This is a genomic window from Brevibacillus gelatini (genome assembly GCF_003710935.1).
Classification (GTDB): Bacteria; Bacillota; Bacilli; order Brevibacillales; family Brevibacillaceae; genus Brevibacillus; species Brevibacillus gelatini.
Map to the genome: position 1 here is coordinate 1 of NZ_RHHS01000009.1, position 17,292 is coordinate 17,292.

The 17,292-nt window shown below is 53.8% G+C and carries 16 protein-coding genes; 8 read left to right on the forward strand and 8 right to left on the reverse strand.

Annotated features, from left to right (window positions below):
* The first annotated feature begins 293 nt into the window (after nt 1-293).
* The 4 genes from EDM57_RS02460 (at nt 294) to EDM57_RS02475 (ending at nt 3,701) form a co-directional block, all read left to right on the forward strand.
* The gene (locus EDM57_RS02460) at nt 294-968 is read left to right on the forward strand and encodes a response regulator transcription factor (RefSeq protein ID WP_122903187.1); all 675 of its coding nucleotides are present in this window, start codon (nt 294-296) and stop codon (nt 966-968) included.
* Nucleotides 968-2,257: a sensor histidine kinase gene (locus tag EDM57_RS02465; protein ID WP_122903188.1), complete on the forward strand. Its 1,290-nt coding sequence runs from the start codon at nt 968-970 to the stop codon at nt 2,255-2,257. Before EDM57_RS02460 ends, EDM57_RS02465 begins: the two co-directional genes overlap by 1 nt.
* A 141-nt stretch (nt 2,258-2,398) precedes the next feature.
* Complete coding sequence (locus EDM57_RS02470; RefSeq protein WP_122903189.1) at nt 2,399-2,695, forward strand: HesB/YadR/YfhF family protein; 297 nt, start codon at nt 2,399-2,401, stop codon at nt 2,693-2,695.
* A 97-nt stretch (nt 2,696-2,792) separates the two neighbouring features.
* Complete coding sequence (locus EDM57_RS02475; protein WP_122903190.1) at nt 2,793-3,701, forward strand: hypothetical protein; 909 nt, start codon at nt 2,793-2,795, stop codon at nt 3,699-3,701.
* A 68-nt stretch (nt 3,702-3,769) separates the two neighbouring features.
* Here the strand turns inward: EDM57_RS02475 and menC are convergent, their stop codons facing one another.
* The 4 genes from menC to EDM57_RS02495 form a co-directional block, all read right to left on the reverse strand.
* On the reverse strand, nt 3,770-4,918 hold the full coding sequence (gene menC / locus EDM57_RS02480) for an o-succinylbenzoate synthase (protein ID WP_122903191.1): 1,149 nt from the start codon (nt 4,916-4,918) through the stop codon (nt 3,770-3,772).
* 55 nt (nt 4,919-4,973) lie between these two features.
* A complete protein-coding gene (locus tag EDM57_RS02485; RefSeq protein ID WP_122903192.1) occupies nt 4,974-6,116 on the reverse strand; it encodes a M20 peptidase aminoacylase family protein in 1,143 nt (380 codons plus the stop codon).
* A 94-nt stretch (nt 6,117-6,210) separates the two neighbouring features.
* Nucleotides 6,211-7,629: a YfcC family protein gene (locus EDM57_RS02490; RefSeq protein ID WP_122903193.1), complete on the reverse strand. Its 1,419-nt coding sequence runs from the start codon at nt 7,627-7,629 to the stop codon at nt 6,211-6,213.
* Nucleotides 7,630-7,809: 180 nt separating this feature from the next.
* The gene (locus EDM57_RS02495; RefSeq protein WP_122903194.1) at nt 7,810-9,831 is read right to left on the reverse strand and encodes a sigma-54 interaction domain-containing protein; all 2,022 of its coding nucleotides are present in this window, start codon (nt 9,829-9,831) and stop codon (nt 7,810-7,812) included.
* Between the two features lie 164 nt (nt 9,832-9,995).
* Here EDM57_RS02495 and EDM57_RS02500 point away from each other — a divergent pair, with 164 nt between their 5' ends.
* The gene (locus tag EDM57_RS02500) at nt 9,996-10,667 is read left to right on the forward strand and encodes a LytTR family DNA-binding domain-containing protein (protein ID WP_122903195.1); all 672 of its coding nucleotides are present in this window, start codon (nt 9,996-9,998) and stop codon (nt 10,665-10,667) included.
* A 150-nt stretch (nt 10,668-10,817) separates the two neighbouring features.
* Nucleotides 10,818-12,329 carry a succinyl-CoA:acetate CoA-transferase ScpC gene (gene scpC / locus EDM57_RS02505; RefSeq protein WP_122903196.1) on the forward strand — a complete coding sequence of 504 codons (1,512 nt, stop codon included), beginning with the start codon at nt 10,818-10,820 and terminating at the stop codon, nt 12,327-12,329.
* A gap of 89 nt (nt 12,330-12,418) precedes the next feature.
* On the opposite strand, the gene EDM57_RS02510 is transcribed toward scpC, so the two are convergent.
* From EDM57_RS02510 to EDM57_RS02525, 4 genes are all read right to left on the reverse strand, one after another.
* Entirely contained in the window at nt 12,419-13,192 is a 774-nt protein-coding gene (locus tag EDM57_RS02510; RefSeq protein ID WP_122903197.1) for a pirin family protein, read from the reverse strand.
* Between the two features lie 53 nt (nt 13,193-13,245).
* Nucleotides 13,246-13,632 (reverse strand): DoxX family protein, encoded by a 387-nt coding sequence (locus EDM57_RS02515; protein ID WP_122903198.1) that lies wholly within the window; start codon nt 13,630-13,632, stop codon nt 13,246-13,248.
* 77 nt (nt 13,633-13,709) lie between these two features.
* Nucleotides 13,710-14,336 (reverse strand): FMN-dependent NADH-azoreductase, encoded by a 627-nt coding sequence (locus tag EDM57_RS02520; protein ID WP_122903199.1) that lies wholly within the window; start codon nt 14,334-14,336, stop codon nt 13,710-13,712.
* Nucleotides 14,337-14,461: 125 nt separating this feature from the next.
* Nucleotides 14,462-14,896: a MarR family winged helix-turn-helix transcriptional regulator gene (locus tag EDM57_RS02525; RefSeq protein WP_122903200.1), complete on the reverse strand. Its 435-nt coding sequence runs from the start codon at nt 14,894-14,896 to the stop codon at nt 14,462-14,464.
* Between the two features lie 178 nt (nt 14,897-15,074).
* On the opposite strand from EDM57_RS02525, the gene EDM57_RS02530 reads away from it, so the two are divergent.
* Together EDM57_RS02530 and EDM57_RS02535 are read left to right on the forward strand one after the other, a co-directional pair.
* Entirely contained in the window at nt 15,075-16,175 is a 1,101-nt protein-coding gene (locus EDM57_RS02530) for a carbohydrate kinase (protein WP_122903201.1), read from the forward strand.
* Between the two features lie 3 nt (nt 16,176-16,178).
* Nucleotides 16,179-17,105 (forward strand): pseudouridine-5'-phosphate glycosidase, encoded by a 927-nt coding sequence (locus EDM57_RS02535; protein ID WP_122903202.1) that lies wholly within the window; start codon nt 16,179-16,181, stop codon nt 17,103-17,105.
* The last annotated feature ends 187 nt before the right edge of the window (nt 17,106-17,292 follow it).

A 17,292-nucleotide genomic window follows, 5' to 3' on the forward strand; every position in this document is an offset into this window, starting at 1 on the left:
ATTCAGTTTTGAGGGAATAAGAAGAAAAGCTGTATTCTCCATTACTTGCAAAAGTAATCGGGAATACAGCTTTTTTGCATAGATTAGACAGCAGCAAGGCAACGGAGCGACGCCCAGCTTTTTTCAATCAAATCCCATTCAAAAAAACGAATGCTCTAATGAAAGTGTCTGTCTATTTGCGGGCATTGTGAATCCGGTCGTTTATGCTATGCTGGATAAATAACGATTGATGCTGGAAAAGGGAAAGCATATGAACAGCAACAGCTAGCTGTTACAGATGAAAGGGGATATACATGCTGATTCTTGCAGTCGAAGATGAACAAGCCCTGCTACAGACGATTGCTGGTGTTTTGAGGGATGAAGGCTATCAAGTAGATACGGCTGATCGGGGAGATGATGGCTTGTTGCTGGCGCAGCGAGGCATTTATGATTTGCTTGTACTCGACATCATGATGCCGGGCATGGATGGCCTGACTTTGGTAAAAACGCTTCGCGCCAAAGGAATGATGACCCCTGTTCTGTTCTTGACGGCAAAGGACAGCGTCAAAGCAAGAGTCGAGGGATTGGATGCAGGAGCTGATGATTATCTGGTCAAGCCTTTTGCAGCGGAAGAACTGACGGCGAGAGTGCGAGCCTTGCTGCGGCGCAACGGAAAGACCGGTATCGAAGGTGAAATGGCATACGGCCCTATTTCTTTAAAGGTAAACGAGTACGACGGCTTTGTGGATGACGAGCCGATGAAGCTGACATCAAAAGAATACGAGCTGCTCAAGTATTTTTTGCAAAATCGGGAGCAAATCCTGACGCGCCAGCAAATTTTTGACCGCGTATGGGGCATTGATTCAGAGGCGAATTACGGAGTAGTCGATCTGTATGTCCACTATTTGCGCAAAAAGCTGGGAGCTTACGAGAGCTACATTCGCACGATTCGCAACGTGGGCTACATTTTGAAAAAGGAAGAACGGTAATGTTTCGAAAAACGCGGATTCGCCTGGTGACGTTGAATGTCATCGTGGTATTTCTGCTGCTCAATGCGCTGGGGAGTGCCGTTTACTACACGATGAAGTATCGGCTTTATTCGCAAGTAGACCGCGAACTGGCGAAAGTGAGTCAGCGGCTTACAATAGATCCTTTGCCGCGATTGCACCGGATCAATGAGGATTCTTTGCCGTACAATCGCCTGGAGAGGAAAAAGTATATGGATCTTGATCGCAGGTATGCCCTGCTTGTCTGGGATAGCTTTGGCCGAGTGATCGGGACGGCGTTTGGCGAACGTTTGGAGCCGGAGGAACTGCCGAACTTTTTTCATATCGGCAAGCCGGACGGTGTCGAGACCGTGACAATCAAGGGACAAGAATATCGGGTACAGACGGTTACTGTGCCCAAAAAAGTCATCGTGGGCGATCGTTTGCAAGTAGCCTACCAGTTTCAGTTGATTTACAATCTGGCACCCGAGCGGAACATGTTGAGCAGCTTGTTGTACGTCGTGGTGATTGGCGATGCAGTGAGCATTGTCATCGCCATCATCGCGGGATGGTTTTTGGCGAGACACGCCCTCATTCCGATCCAGGTTTCGTGGGAAAAGCAGCAGCAATTTATCGCGGATGCCTCGCATGAGCTGCGTACGCCGCTGACAGCGATCATGGTCAATCTGGAGCGGCTGTTCCGACATCCAGATCATACCATTGAGCAGGAAAGCGAGAAAATCATGATCGGCATGCAAGAAGCAAAGCGGCTGAGCAAGCTGGTAGCGGATCTGTTGACGCTCGCCCGCAGCGACTCCAATGAGCTGCAAATCATGCGCAAAAAAATTCGGTTGGATGAAGTGGTACAAAAATGCACCCAAGTATTTTCCCAACTCGCCATCGTGAAGGAAATCAGCCTGGAGACAGCAATCGAGGAACCGTTGGAGATCGTCGGGGACGGGGAGCGTCTGCATCAACTGATGGTCATTTTGCTGGACAACGCGCTCAAGTACACGAACAAAGGCGGCACAATCTTTGTCTCGTGCAAAAAGGAAGGGAACCGCGTCGCCATTCTGGTGAAGGACAGCGGCATCGGCATATCCAAAGAGAACATCCCGTTCCTGTTTGACCGTTTTTACCGGGTGGACAAAATGCGTTCGCGTGCGACGGAAGGAACCGGGCTCGGCTTGTCCATCGCCAAGTGGATCGTGGACGCTCATCACGGCAAAATTACGGTAAGCAGCGAAGAAGGCAAAGGAACGAGTTTTTTGGTGACACTTCCATGGAAGTAACAGAGGACCGCTTTTCTGAAAAAAGGAAGGCGGTCTTTCCTTTCCGTTTTGACGCACGGTTCGAGTGTGAATAATATACTTTTTTGCTTTACATATTTAGAAAGTAAGGTAAACTACAAGAGAAGAGAGGAGTGGCGAACAATGAAACTGACGGTAACGGCCCCAGCAGTAGCGTGGTTCAAGGAAGAGTGGGGATGCAAAGAAGGAGACAGCATCCGCTTTTTTGTCCGCTATGGCGGCGTGAGTACAGTGCAGGATTCGTTTTCCATGGGGATCGCCAAAGAGCAGCCGAACGACATGGGGATTTCTACAGTCATAGACGGCATCACCTTTTACATGGAGCGGGATGAGCTGTGGTATATGAATGGACATGGACTGATCGTGGATTACCGTCCCGAGACAGATGAAGTGGATTTTAAGCTGGATGATAAAGAATGACTCCCGACAGCAGGAGTCATTTTATTTTTATACTTAACAAACTAAAATGTTTAATATATAATGAATCTATAGCTAGCTGGAAAAAGGAGGATGGGGTATGCGGCTATTGGATTCGTATCTGGAGCTTGGTGTAGTGGGGATGGCGCGCGCTGCGCAGGCAGGGTGGTTCAGCGGGCATTACGGTGCGGCTTTGCTGGCAGGGTATTACATGGATCGTGAGCATGAGCTGCCCGAGCATGTAAAAGAAGGAATTGAGCGGAACTGCGAAGCTTTTCGACGCCTGAAGCCGGAATGGTTTGCGCCGCTTGGTCAAGAGGAACAGGCTGATCCGGCTTTGCTGCAGCAGGTCGTTGACGGGCTCGCGCAAAATGTGAAGCAGCTGCGGACATCGGGGCACGGTCTGGCGTTGGGTGTGCTGGCGTTGAAGGCGCTGCGGGAGCGTCCTGATCTGATTCGTCCGAGTATCGTCGCCGGATTGGTCGAACTGCTGAAAAAGACGACAGAAGACAGGCCGACACGCTATTGGGGCATCGACAATTACTTTGCCGTCACCACTGCCGATGTGGCGGAGGAAGTGGCTCCGTATGACACGACCGAAGAGATGGCGCGAAGGACGTTTGCCGAGCTGCATACCGTCGTGCCAAACCGAGTGATCGACGGGCAGCGCTACTTTTTTGCAGGCGAAGTCGTCCACAGCGTGACGCACGCGCAAGCTTTGACGGACCTGGAGCGCTTCGGGTACGGAGAGTTGGTGCAGGCAGGCATCGTGAACCACCGGATTCAGACCTACCTCAATCGGCAGCTGCCGGAGTTTGTTTTGGTGGATGAGGTGAAGGAGCCTGCGTTTGCGCACATTTTTTCCCCGGCTTACTGGGAAAAGACGTACAGCGACCCGCATGCGCTGAAACTTCCGTATGCGGCGCTGGATGTGCTCGGAAGACTGCCTGCCGGGGAGCGGCCGGAAGCCGAGCGTAATCTGTGCAAGCTGTTGACGACGATGGAGTAGACAGACGAGCATATGGGCGTTAAAAAAACCAGGGAGGCTGCTGCAGCGCTCCCTGGTTTGCATGTGGTCTACCAGTTCGGAATGACGGTAGTGGTAGATTCCTGATTGGCGTAGTAGCTCTTGTGCTGAACGAGTGCGCGGAGAATGGCGGCTTCATTGATCGTATAGCCAATGCCGGCTCCGGTCGGGACGGCCAGTACGCCCGGTGAAACGAAATCGATCATCGGCGTTACCACGTCTTCCGTAAAATAGCGGTGCGAAGGGGACGTGTCGCCTGGGATGGTGAAATTGGCCAGCGAAGCGATTGCGATGTTGTGCGCACGACCGATGCCGACCTCCTGCATGCCGCCGCACCAGACGGGAACGCCTTTTGCCGCGCACAGGTCATGGAGCTTTTTGGCATTGGACAGGCCGCCGACACGCCCGATCTTGATGTTGATAATGCGGCAGCTGCCCAGCTCAATCGCTTTGCGCGCATCCTCCACTGTATGGATCGACTCGTCGAGGCAGATCGGCGTTTTCAGCTCTCTTTGCAATGTCGCATGGTCGATGATGTCGTCGTGCCCCAGCGGCTGCTCGATCATAATCAGGCCAAAGTCGTCCAGTTGCTTCAGCAAGTCGATGTCAGCCAGCGTATAGGCAGAGTTGGCATCGGCCATCAGCGGAACGTCCGGTCCAAAGGTGTGCCGGATCGCCCGGATCGGCTCTACGTCAAAGCCCGGCTTGATCTTCACCTTGATTTTTTTGTAGCCGTCGCGGATAAAGCCGTCTACGCGCGCCAGCAGCTTGTCGATTGTCGGCTCGATGCCGATGCTGACCCCGACATCAATCGTCTTGCGCGTGCCGCCGAGCGCTTGGGAGAGGGACATCCCGTTCATTTTCGCATACAGATCCCAGACCGCACCTTCCAACGCCGATTTCGCCATCTGGTTGCGGCGCATCCAGGAAAAGATTTGCGATACTTCATCGGGGTGTTCGATTTCACGGGAAAAAAGCTGCGGAATCAAGTATTTCTCCAGCATGTACCAGACGGTATCGACATCTTCCTCGTTGTAAACGGGAACGTCCATCGCGACGCTCTCGCCGAAGCCGACGTGCGCTCCGCTGTAAGCGCGGACGAGAATACATTCCTTGTGCGTTTCCAGGCCCATGCTGGTGACAAAAGGGGCTGTCAGCGGGATTTTGATTCTTTGCAGATCGACGCGTTCAATTTTCATGGAACTCTCTCCTTGGACATGGATTCATATGAGCGGCTGCGGCGCACAGACAAAGTTACTTGCCTGCGTGCCGCTCAAACGTGGCGAGTACAGTACGGGCCAAAATCTCGATGCCGGAAAGCAGCGCTTCTTTTTCAAAAGTCATTTGCGGATGATGCAGGCCAGGCGTCAGACCGCAGCCCAACCCCAGCATCGTTGCGCGCAGGTGAGGGCGTTCCTTGGTGTAATAGTGAAAATCTTCCGCACCAGGTGTCTGAATCGGCGCTTCCAGACGGTCTTGGCCGAGCGTCTGCACAATCGCTTCGGCCATGATTTGCCGGGCCTCTTCGTGAACCTCGGCGGCGTACACCCGCTCGGTGATGTCATAAGACAGGTCTACTTCGTACAACCGGGCAACATGCTGCAATATGTGTTCCACTCGGGCAAACAGCGCGTCAATGACAAGGTTCGTCTGGGCGCGCAAGTCCAGATGGAACTGGGCAGACCCGGGGATGATGTTGCTGCTTTTGCTGCCCGCAGACAACTGCGTCATTTTTACGGAATAAGGGACGAGCGGATCGAGATGAATCCCTTTGAGCTGCTCGACGATGGTTGCTGCAACCTCGATGGCATTGACGCCAAGGTGCGGACGTGCGCCGTGGGCATCGGCACCCTTGATTTGCCCGGAGATGGTGCCTGCCGCGCCGTGCATGATGGCGGGGGCAGCGGTGCCTAGGGGTATTTCCTGGACGGGGCGCAGGTGGACGCCGTACAAGTAGTCGATGTCATCAACCACCTGTTTTTTCACCATAGCCAGAGCGCCGTTTCCGCTTTCCTCCGCCGGTTGAAAAATCAGCTTGAGCCGGCCGGGGAGCCGGATGTTTTGCGCCTGCAAGACCATGAGTACGCCCAGCACCATCGTCATATGGGCATCGTGTCCGCAGGAGTGGTTCGCCTGGAAGACGCCGTTTACCTCCTGCCAGAGTGCATCCATGTCTGCCCGCACGCCGACCGTTAGTCCTCCCGGTGTCAAATCTCCCCATTCCGCCACCACTCCGGTTACGTCGTCAAACGTCGTAACCCGGCAATGACGCTCCTGCAAAAAACGGGCGATATAAGCTGTCGTTTCCACTTCCTGCCAGCTAACCTCCGGATGCCGATGCAAGTGCTCGTACAGAGAAAAAATGGCGGGCTGCAATTGTTCGATAGTTGTGCGCATGGTTCCTCCATAGGTTTGCGACTGGGGCTGCGCCATAGCGGGAAGCATACAGCGCAGCCAGCTTGTTTTGAAAAAATCCTGTGTCGTCTCAAGGCTAGGAAACGCCGATGGTTACAGCGACGATCAGGGCGATGGCGGCGATGACGGCCCAGCCGAGCAGCAGCTTCCAGATGAACTTGACCCATTTTTCATACGGAATGCCCGCAACGGCCAGATAGCCCATCAAGGCAGAAGAAGTCGGGATGATCGAATTTGTCACGGCATCCCCGTATTGGAAGGCCAGGACGGCAACCTGACGGGAAATGCCGAGCAGGTCAGCGATTGGCACCATGATCGGCATCGTTGTCGCCGCCTGACCGCTGCCAGACGAGATGAACAGGTTCAACACCGCTTGAATCAGGAACATGGCCAATACGTTAATGGCGTCCGGCAAATGGCCGATGGCGGAAGTGAGCGCGTAAATCATCGTGTCGATAATTTTTCCTTCTTCCAGCACGACGGTGATCGCCCGGGCAAAGCCGACGATCAGGGCGCCGAAGGTTACGGCTTTGGCCCCGGCGACAAAAGCGTCAAACAGCTTGTTTACATTCAGACCGCCGACGAGGCCGGCTATCAGCCCCATGATGAAAAAGGAAGCTGTAAGCTCAGTCAGGAACCATTCGTATTTGAATACCCCGTAGACGTTGAAGGAAAGCCCACAGGCCAGGACCAGAAAGACCAGCTTGTGGCGTCCGTTGAGATCGGGAATATCGACGGCTACCTGCTCTTTGTTTTCCTGCTGCTCAATGGCGTAAATGACGCTCTTGGTCGGGTCTGCCTTTACCCGATAGGCGTAGCGCATGACGTACCAGATGGCAAAGCCGAGAACAAAGACGTATACAATGGCGCGGAAGGTCAGCCCGGAGAAGAGCGGCAGCTGCGCCAGAGACTGGGCGACCCCTACCGTGAACGGATTGAGCATGCCGCCCATGAAGCCAGCCGCTGCCCCCATCGTAATCATGGCGGTACCTGTGACGGCGTCAAAGCCCATCGCGCGGGCGAGAGCAATGCCGATTGGCACGAAAATAATGCTTTCTTCCGCCATCCCCATCGAAAAGCCGCCGATGGAGAAGAGGAACATGGATGCGGGGATCAAAAGTTTTTCCCTGCCCTCCAAATAGCGGACACCTTTGTTGATGCCCGCCTCAATGGCCCCCGTCTGGCGGATGATTCCGAAGACGCCGCTGACGATGAAGATGTAAAAGATGATTTGCGAGCCTTTTTGCATCCCTTCAGGAATCGCCTTGAACATGTCGAAAAAGCCGACAGGACTGCTCTCGACAGCGTGATAGCTGCCGTTTACCACGATGGTTCGGCCCGAGGCGTCGTCCTTGATGCGTTCGAACTCGCCCGTAGGGAGCACGTAGGAAGCAAGCGCCGCCAAAATGATAATGATGAAGAGAATGGCATAAGTGTGCGGGACGGAAAAGCGTTTTTTGGCTGGCGCTGCCGGAGAAGAATGATTTGTAGCCATGAGATCACCTCGCTTTTTTTGCCCTTACTATAAGCAAGTGGCGTGCCAACTGTCGGAATTTCGCGAAAAAGGCGCTTTCGCTGGACGGAGGGTGGCAACGTCCAGACAAAAGCGCACTTTTTAGGAATGTTTATTAGGATTTATTCAACCTAATGCAGCCTAATATTCATTTTCCTTCGCCTATATTTTTCCATATCTTTTTAACATTTCGATGCCGTCGCGGGTGATCGAGGTCCCTTGACGGGTTGTGCCTGAGCGCACCAGTCCAAGCTGCTCAAGCTGTTTCAAACGCTTGCGGAGCGCGGTTTCCGTCCAGCCGTTTGCACGAAGGATGGGGGTGTTCGCCAACTGATAACGCCCGACCGGTTTATTGGTGAGGTAATATTGATACAATCCGAGCAAAATATCCAGATTCCGTTCATCCTCCAGCGGCACGGTCGCCGCCGAAGCTTGCTTTTGAAAAATTCGCTCTGTCAAACGCTTGGGCAGGTCGTAGATGCCGATGACCGGATGCTCGCTTACCGTAATGGCGTAGTCCACGACGTTTTTCAGCTCGCGAATGTTGCCGCGCCAGTCGTGGGCGAGCAACAGCTCCATGACTTCCGGCGACCAGCTTTTGCGAATGCCTTGCTGCTTCAGGTGATCGTCAATCAAAAGCGGAATGTCGCTCGTCCGCTCGCGCAGCGGCGGAATTTCGATGGGTAAAACCGCCAGGCGGTAAAACAAGTCTTCGCGAAACGTGCCATCCCGGACCGCATCTTCCAGATTGCGGTTCGTGGCTGCGATCACCCGGCAGTCTACGGACAAAATCCCTGTGCCGCCGACGCGGATCACCTGCTTTTCCTGCAGGACGCGCAGCAGCTTGACCTGGATCGCGGGGGAAATATCGCCAATCTCGTCGAGAAAAATCGTCCCGCCGTCCGCCTGCTCGAACAATCCGGGCTTGCCGCCTTTGCGCGCGCCTGTGAAGGCTCCGTCCTCGTAGCCGAACAGCTCGCTCTCCAGCAGGTTTTCCGGCAGGGAGGCGCAGTTGATGGCGACGAACGGGCCGTTTTTTCGCAGGGAATGCTGGTGAATCGCGTGGGCGAACAGCTCTTTGCCCGTGCCGTTTTCGCCTGTGAGCAGGATCGTCTGGTTGTTTTTCGCCATCTTCTTGCTAAGCTCGATGGCGTGCAGGAGCGGCTGGCTGTTCCCTTTTATGTCAGCAAACGTGTAAGTGGCAGTGTGACCGCGCAAGGCAAGCTGGGTGCGCAGGCGCTGGATTTCCGTCACATCCTTTAGCGTACAGACGAAGCCGAGATGCTCCTGGCTGCGGCGAATGCTGTGGCTGCTGACGATGAATTGCCGCTGGTCGATGGTGATGAGTGAGTCTTCCTGGTCCTCCTGTTCGAAAAAGGGTGCGAGCAGGCTGTGTTCTTTCAAAATGGTATAGGGCTTGCCGATCACCACCGATTCGTGCGGACAGAACAGCTCGACGGCGACATCGTTGATGAACGTGATGAGGCCGTCTTCGTTACAGGCAATGACCGGGTCCTTCACCGCCTGAAAGGTGGATTGCAGCTGGCTGTTGAGCTTTTGCACCTCGGCATAGGAGGTGCCGAGCATTTTGGCCAGCTCGGACATTTCCACGATGAAGGCGGAAAGGTATTGCCGCTCCCATTCAATCGGGACGCCCACTTTGCGCCCGGTATCGATCAGATCGTGGATGCTGACTTTGCGAAACCCAAGGTCGATGACTTCCACATGCGGGGGCAGCGGCACATCGGGTACGCTCATGATGATCGCGTAGCGAAAGTGCTCCTCGAACGTACTGCCTGGGTGAAAAGGGACGTAATGCAAGTGGTCGATCTTGACTTCCAGCAAGTTTTGGATGACCTCTTGCGCCGTGATCGGCGAGTTGTTCATGACAGGCACGGTCGTTCCGGGCGGAATTTGCATCAGCGCCTTGATTTTGCGCAATTCAAAAAAACGGTTCAGCACGGTAATCGGGACTGTTTCGGGGACGGCCTGACGGGCAATCGTGTACAACTCTGGCGCCCGCGTCGTAATGAAGACGTGAGACACGCCGGAGAGGTCAGGGATTGGGTCATGGCTGGCATAGCCGATCACCTTGCAATAAGGCTCAAAATACGCCCGCAGCTCCTTGAGCAAAAATGCGAGCGTGTCGGTTCCTTTTGCAATCAAGACAATGGTGTGGTCCATGGTGCACCGCCCTTTTCGAAAAACTGTTGATACCATGATAGCACAACAGTTGTCCGGCAACGTCTGGATTCCTTTGTCTGTGCAGGAAAGACAAGGACGGACCTGCCTGTCGGGAAGTGTGGTTTAATAGAAGAGGGAAGAAAAAAGGAGCGGGAGGAATCAGCATGGAGAATAAAATTGTTCCGGAAGTGCTCCAGATGATTGGCCAAGCTGTGCCGGAAGAGGTATCGATTGCAATATCGGACGGCACGCAATACTTGTACTATCAGCCGAGCGCAAATATTGATCTGAAGATTGCGCCTGGCGATCAGGTGCCGATTGGCTCTGCCACGCACAAGGCGCTGGTGGAAAGAGGCAAGGTCGGGCACGAGGTGGAAAGACGCGTTTTTGGCGTGCCGTACTACGGGTTGTCGCTGCCGCTGTTTCACGATGGAGAGGTCATGGGCTGTATTACCGCCATCTATCCTTTGCCAAGCGTGCCGCTTTCGAATCCGCAGCCACGGCTGTCTTTTTTGATTGGAAAAGGGGAAGATGGCTGGCTGCCGATCCCGCTGCACGAGATTGTCTACATCAGCTCGCATGAGGGCAAGACGCTTCTGCATTCGGCAAACGGGTCATACGCGAACAAGTACAGCATGTCCGAGCTGGAATGCATGCTTCCGCCCGAGCAGTTCGTGCGCTGCCACCGCTCTTATTTTGTCAATCTGGAGGCCATCGGTTTTATTCATCCGCACTTCCATTCGACATTCATGCTGGAGATGAAGGACAAGCAGAAGACGAGAGTCCCTGTGAGCCAGACGTATGCCAGCTCGTTTCGGCAACTGCTCGGTTTTTAGCTTTTGCAGGTGCTTTGCCGGCGAGAATCGTTCGCTGCCTTTTTTGCTGGCTGGTCGCCCTGATATGCTGGTTTGCCGAAAATCGAGTGTTCGCTCAGAATACTTGTGCTAGTGTAGGAGCAAGAAAAGATGGCATAGGGGGTCACAATGATGTGGGAGCGCTTACGCGATAAACGGATGGCAGATAAAATCGTGACAGCTGAGGAAGCGGCAAGTTGGATCGAGGATGGCATGACGATCGGGTTAAGTGGTTTCACTCGTGCAGGAGATGCCAAGGCTGTGCCGCTCGCATTGGTCGAGCGAGTCAAGAAAGAAAACAAGCCTTTTGGGGTGAATGTATATACAGGAGCTTCGCTCGGATCAGACGTGGACGCTGTGATGGCGGAGGCAGGCATTGTGAAAAAACGGCTGCCTTTTCAAGCGGACCCGGTCATGCGCAAAAAAATCAACGACGGCAGCATGGCGTTTGTGGACCAGCATTTGTCTCATACAGCCGAGCTGATTCGCCAGGGAGCAATGGACGCAATTGATTATGCGATTGTGGAAGCGGTTGCAATTACAGAGGACGGCATGATTATTCCCGCCACTTCTGTTGGCAACTCCAACATTTTTGTCGATTATGCGAAGCATGTCATCATTGAACTGAATCTCGCCCAAACCGCTGAACTGGAGGGCATTCACGATATTTACACGCCAGAGGTCCAGGGGGAGCGCGAGCCGATTCCGCTCACGCGAGTAGACCAACGAATGGGCACAGCGGGCATTGTGGTCGATTTCGATAAAATCAAAGGAATTGTGCTGACGAGCCAACTGGATTCGCCATCGACGATTGTCGAGCCGGATGCGGAAACGGCTGAAATCGCTGCCCATCTGATTGCGTTTTTGCGCGAGGAGGTCAAGGCGGGACGGCTGCCGGAAAATCTCGCACCGCTGCAATCGGGGGTCGGGTCTGTCGCCAACGCCGTGTTCAACGGTTTTCTCGATTCCGAGTTTACCGATCTGACTGTTTATTCGGAAGTGCTGCAGGACGCAGTCTTTGACCTGCTGGATGCGGGCAAAATCTCGTTTGCTTCCGGCTGTTCGATCACGCTGACGGCTGACAAAATGCAATACGTCAGCGAGAATTTTGCCAAATACCGCGACAAGCTGCTGCTTCGTCCGCAGGAGATCACCAACCATCCGGAAATCATTCGCCGCCTGGGGCTGATCGCCATCAATACGGCGATTGAGGCAGACATCTACGGCAACGTCAACTCGACGAACGTCTTGGGCAGCAAGATGATGAACGGCATCGGCGGGTCTGGCGACTTTGCCCGCAATGCGCGCCTCAGCATTTTCGTAACCAAGTCGATTGCCAAAGGCGGAAAAGTCTCCAGTATCGTGCCGTTTTCCTCCCATGTCGATCATACAGAGCACGACGTCGACATCATCGTCACCGAGCAAGGGCTGGCTGATTTGCGCGGCCTGGCGCCGCGGGAGCGCGCCTTGAAAATCATCGAGAACTGCGCGCACCCGATGTACCGGGAGCAACTGAAAGCGTACTACGAAGAAGCACTTACGCGCGGCGGGCACACTCCCCACGTACTGGAAAAGGCGTTTTCCTGGCATGTGCGCTATGCGCAGGAAGGAACGATGCTGGAGAAAAAGGCCGCGGTGGTATAAGCCTGTAGGGAACAGGACCATATCAAAAAAACAAACCCGCTCGGGCGTTGCTGCCTGAGCGGGTTTTGTACTGAAAAAGCGGGATACGCTTACTTGCGGTACAGCGGATAGTCTACTTCCAGTGGAACCTGAATGAGTACGATCCGAAACGGCGCATCTGCTTGTGCCCGATAAGTGACGCTGGTCTCATCGTCAGCAGAGATTACGGCGAAATCACCTTTGCCTGCGACTGCCTGTGGCTCATTAGCTTCATCTTGCCCGCCAATGCTTCCGCTTCCGTCCACGACGACGACAGCGTGGGCGTAGCCAGCCGGAAGCCGCATCGCGTAAGCTTTGCCTGCGGGAATCTCCACATCCTTCATGCGCGAATCGGTCACGAGCGAAATGGGAGCAGAGGGACCGATGATGCTTTTCACCTGCACACCGTCAACAGTCTCGCTCGGAAACTCCTTGTGGTCGTACTGGTTGTACGTCGGCGGGGTTTTCGTCGTTTTGGCGAGGTGCGGCTCAAACCAGATCTGGAACATCTCGGTGTCCTTGCTCAGCTCTTCGGCATGGTAGACGCCTGAACCAGTTTGCATGATCTGGACTCCGCCCGTCGTCACCTGCTGCAAATTGCCCAGCGTGTCCCGGTGGCCGACTGTCCCTTTCAGAACGTAAGTCAAAATTTCAAAGCCGGAATGCGGATGCAGGGGAATCTCAAAGGTCTTGAGCGACTTTGCCCACGCCCAGTAAAAGAGCGGTCCAACCCGTTTCACAGCGGAGTTTTCATGAGGGAAGCCGATCGGCTTGTTTTCGACAATCTCACCGTCGCCAAAGTGTCCTTTTGCCTGTTCGTTTTGTGTATAGACGCGAATTTCCATCTGTTGTATCCTCCCTTGGTGGAATGCTGGCTTACGGGCTTGCGAGCGATTGCTTAGAACAACACGTATGCGCCTGGGCCGATCAAAGCGACACCGATTGCGACCGCGATCAAGGTCAGGTTGTACTCATAGCCGTTTTGCGTTATCCAATATCCATTTTGACCGTGTACCTTCACAATCGCAACAAGCATGGTGAGGACGATGAGCAGAGCGCCGACCCATGTGCCGACACCAGCCGCGAACAGCAAGCCGCCGATGAGTTCAGCCAACCCGGCAAGCAGCGCCATGGCCACACCAGGTTTTACCCCGATTGATTCCAGCCAGCCGCCTGTGCCTTTCAGACCGTAACCCCCAAACCAGCCAAACAGCTTTTGCGCACCGTGACCTGCGAACGACAAGCCAACGACCAAACGAATAATGAGCAAACCAAGATCCATCATTTTTTCCTCTCTCCTTAATTGTTTTAAATTCTAGTATTTTGAATTTGAGATATTAGGACAAGAAAGGCTGGCGGGCCTTAGAAGGTTTCCGCCAGTTTTGCTGCTTTTTCTACGCCTGCTGCTACGATTTCTTCTGCTTTGTCAGGGAATTGGTTGTGACCTTCCACGACCACTTCAGTAATGTTGCTGATTCCCCAGAAGCCAAGCAGTGTGCGAACGTAGCGGTTCGCCAGCTCGATTTCTGCCATCGGGCCTTCGGAGTAGACGCCGCCGCGTGCGCTCAGGAGAGCCACTTTTTTGTCGCCCATCAGACCTACAGGGCCTTCAGCGGTGTATTTGAATGTTTTGCCGGCTTGCGACAGGTAGTCCATGTACGTGTGCAGTACGGCTGGAACGGTGAAGTTCCACATTGGGAACGCGATCATCACTTTATCCGCCTCAGCGAACTGGTTCAAATATTTGTTGACCAGTTCTGCGCCTTTTTGCTCTTCGCTCGTCAGCTCCATGCCGTGTCCAGCTTTGAACATGGCGGTGAGCAGATCGTTACCGTAGTAAGGAAGGTTTTCAGCGAACAGGTCCAGCTCGGCGATTTCGTCGTTTGGATGACTTTTTTTATACGATTGGACGAAAGCATCGTACAGCTTTACACTCACAGCCTGCTCAGCAGGGCGATCGTTGGCTTTAATGAAAAGTACTTTACTCATGAGAGAAATATTCCCCTTTCTTTTTGTAAGCATCTAACCTTTAATGCGTAAATCTTGATTTTAAGATTATTATGCGCCAAACGTTTTGTCAACACTTTTTTTGCACCTGGTGGGTGCTGCTCAGTCTAATACGTTTCCTGAGCAGCACGTCCCAACTTTTTTAACAACCCGATGGCTTGCTGCTGTTCTTCCTCTGTGAGTCCTGCGACCGCTTTTTCAATCGCCTGCTGATGAGAAGGGAAGATTTCTGCCAAAAAAGCGTGTCCTTTCTCCGTCAGCTCGGCGTAAATGACACGACGGTCCTTGGGACAGGGCTTGCGAATCAGCAGTTGCTTCTTTTCCAGCTTGTCCACAACGTACGTAATATTCCCGCTGGAGATCAGGATTTTTTCGCCGATTTGCTGCAAAGGCTGCGCGCCTTTATGATAGAGCACTTCCAGGACGCCGAACTCTGTAGGATTCAATCCGTGCTGGCGGATGTGACGATTGGCATGGGCCGTTACCCAGTTATACGATCTCGACAGGACGACAAACAGGTCGAGGGCATTGTTTCGCTCCATGAAAAGCCCTCCTTTCCATCGATGTTTTAATATCTTGAATTTAAGATAATCCTACATGATACGGTTATCCTTTGTCAAATGACGAAAAATCATCCCTCTTTCAAAACAAATGTTTTTGTGGTAGACTTTTGTTTGTAGACGAAGCTGTGAATGCGAATGATAAGAAAGGAGGATGACCGTGGAAAAAGACAGGTTGATCCTGCACTATATCCGGCAAAATCCGTTCATCTCCCAGCAGGAGCTGGCCGACTTGATCGGAATCTCGCGTTCGGCTGTAGCCGGGTACATCGCCCAACTGACCAGGCGCGGCGAGATCAAAGGCAGGGCGTATATCTTGCGCGACGAAGGCATGATTGCCTGCATCGGCGGAGCGAACCTCGACCGGAAAGCGCGCAGCAAACAAGCGGTGCGGCTGCACTCTTCCAATCCGGTTACGATCATGGAGTCGTGCGGCGGGGTGGCCCGCAATATTGCGGAGAATCTCGGCAGGCTCGGCTGCAATACGGCACTTTTCACCAGTGTCGGTGAGGACAAGGAAGGCGAATGGATTTTGCAGGAGACGAAAAAGCACGGCGTAGACATCAGCCAGGTGTGGCGTCTGCCGATGCAGCGCACAGGGACGTACACCGCGCTGCTCGATATAGATGGGGAAATGGTCGTATCGTTAGCCAATATGGATATTTACGACGCGCTCACGCCGGAAATGTTCGCGGAAAAATGGTCCCACCTTGCTGCAGCCTACGCGATTTTTGTTGATACGAACATACCGGAGGATTGCCTGGCCTATATTATCGGCCGATGCCGGGAGGAGAACATTCGCCTTTTTGTTGACCCGGTTTCTTCTGCAAAAGCGAAAAAGCTTCCGCAGCAATTGGACGGAGTAGAAGCGATCCTGCCCAACCGGGAAGAGGCGGAGCTTTTGGCTGGCATGGCGATCCAGTCGGTTGAGGATTGCGCCGAGGCGTGCCGCAAAATCAGGGAGCGCGGCGTGAAGCATGTCATCGTGACCATGGGCGAAGCGGGCATTTACTATCAGTCGGAGGATGTATCGGAGCACCTGGCGCCATACCCGACCGAAGTGGTCGATGTGACAGGGGCGGGCGATGCGTTTGCATCCGGCCTGCTGTATGGAATCGTGAACGGGGAGTCGTTTCAGACTGCTTGCCGTCTCGGCCTTGCTGCCTCGGCCCTGACCCTGCAAACGGAGCAATCCGTTTCCCCCTTATTAAAACCGGAACAACTGCAACTGACGGTTGCACAATACGAAAAGGAGCGATAAGTGATGAAACAATACCTGACCTTTACGGAGGAAGTACGCCACGCCCTGGAGAACAATTTGCCGATCGTTGCCCTGGAGACGACGATTATCTCGCACGGCATGCCGTATCCGCAAAACATCGAGATGGCCAAGGAAGTCGAGCAAATCATCCGCGACAACGGTGCAGTGCCTGCGACCATCGGGATCATGAACGGCAAAATCAAGATCGGCTTGAGCGAGAGCGAGCTGGAAGAGTTTGCGACCAACAAGTCGGTAGAAAAAGTGAGCCGCCGCGACTTCCCTTACATTTTGGCTAGCGGCAAAATCGGCGCGACGACGGTTGCGGCTACGATGATCGCAGCAGACCTGGCGGGCATCCGCGTGTTTGCGACTGGCGGCATCGGCGGGGTACACCGGGAAGGCGAAATCACCTGGGACGTATCCGCAGACCTGACAGAGCTGGCAAAAACAAACGTCGCGGTTGTATGCGCGGGGGCAAAATCGATCCTCGACATCGGACGCACGCTGGAATACCTGGAGACACAAGGGGTTCCGGTTGTCGGCTACCGCACTTCCGAGTTCCCGTCCTTCTTCGCCCGCGAAAGCGGCTTTGGCGTAGACTTCCGTCTGGATACGCCGGAAGAAGTCGGCACGCTGATGAACACCAAGTGGAATCTGGGGCTGAACGGCGGCCTGATTATCGCCAACCCTGTGCCGGAAGCGGATGCGCTTGACCACAAGCAGATTGAGGGCGTCATTCAGCAAGCGCTCAGCGAAGCGAAGGAAAACAACATTACAGGCAAAAAAGTAACGCCATTCTTGCTCGACAAAGTGAAGCAGCTGACAGCAGGCAAAAGCTTGCAAACCAACATCGCACTGGTGCGCCACAATGCGGAGGTAGCGGCGAAAGTGGCGGTTGCCTATCAGCAAGCGGTGAACCAAGGAAAATAAGCAAAGGACAGCCAACCCCCGGTGGTATCCATCGGGGGTTTTTGCGTTGGTTTTTTGGGAACAATCGAGGTGCGGGAGAAATTTTTGCAAAACCACTTGATATACCCTATGGGGGTATTGTATATTGAAGGTGTGCTAAAAATGAACCTCAGGGAGACCATACAATAAAATATACCCCTTGAGGGTA

Bases quoted from the DNA above. Each gene is read 5' to 3' on its own strand.
- EDM57_RS02475 (WP_122903190.1), top strand. From the start codon at position 2,793: ATGCGGCTATTGGATTCGTATCTGGAGCTTGGTGTAGTGGGGATGGCG.
- menC (WP_122903191.1), bottom strand. From the start codon at position 4,918: ATGAAAATTGAACGCGTCGATCTGCAAAGAATCAAAATCCCGCTGACA.
- EDM57_RS02515 (WP_122903198.1), bottom strand. From the start codon at position 13,632: ATGATGGATCTTGGTTTGCTCATTATTCGTTTGGTCGTTGGCTTGTCG.
- EDM57_RS02465 (WP_122903188.1), top strand. From the start codon at position 968: ATGTTTCGAAAAACGCGGATTCGCCTGGTGACGTTGAATGTCATCGTG.
- EDM57_RS02485 (WP_122903192.1), bottom strand. From the start codon at position 6,116: ATGCGCACAACTATCGAACAATTGCAGCCCGCCATTTTTTCTCTGTAC.
- EDM57_RS02525 (WP_122903200.1), bottom strand. From the start codon at position 14,896: ATGGAGCGAAACAATGCCCTCGACCTGTTTGTCGTCCTGTCGAGATCG.
- EDM57_RS02500 (WP_122903195.1), top strand. From the start codon at position 9,996: ATGGAGAATAAAATTGTTCCGGAAGTGCTCCAGATGATTGGCCAAGCT.
- EDM57_RS02460 (WP_122903187.1), top strand. From the start codon at position 294: ATGCTGATTCTTGCAGTCGAAGATGAACAAGCCCTGCTACAGACGATT.
- scpC (WP_122903196.1), top strand. From the start codon at position 10,818: ATGTGGGAGCGCTTACGCGATAAACGGATGGCAGATAAAATCGTGACA.
- EDM57_RS02510 (WP_122903197.1), bottom strand. From the start codon at position 13,192: ATGGAAATTCGCGTCTATACACAAAACGAACAGGCAAAAGGACACTTT.
- EDM57_RS02535 (WP_122903202.1), top strand. From the start codon at position 16,179: ATGAAACAATACCTGACCTTTACGGAGGAAGTACGCCACGCCCTGGAG.
- EDM57_RS02470 (WP_122903189.1), top strand. From the start codon at position 2,399: ATGAAACTGACGGTAACGGCCCCAGCAGTAGCGTGGTTCAAGGAAGAG.
- EDM57_RS02490 (WP_122903193.1), bottom strand. From the start codon at position 7,629: ATGGCTACAAATCATTCTTCTCCGGCAGCGCCAGCCAAAAAACGCTTT.
- EDM57_RS02520 (WP_122903199.1), bottom strand. From the start codon at position 14,336: ATGAGTAAAGTACTTTTCATTAAAGCCAACGATCGCCCTGCTGAGCAG.
- EDM57_RS02495 (WP_122903194.1), bottom strand. From the start codon at position 9,831: ATGGACCACACCATTGTCTTGATTGCAAAAGGAACCGACACGCTCGCA.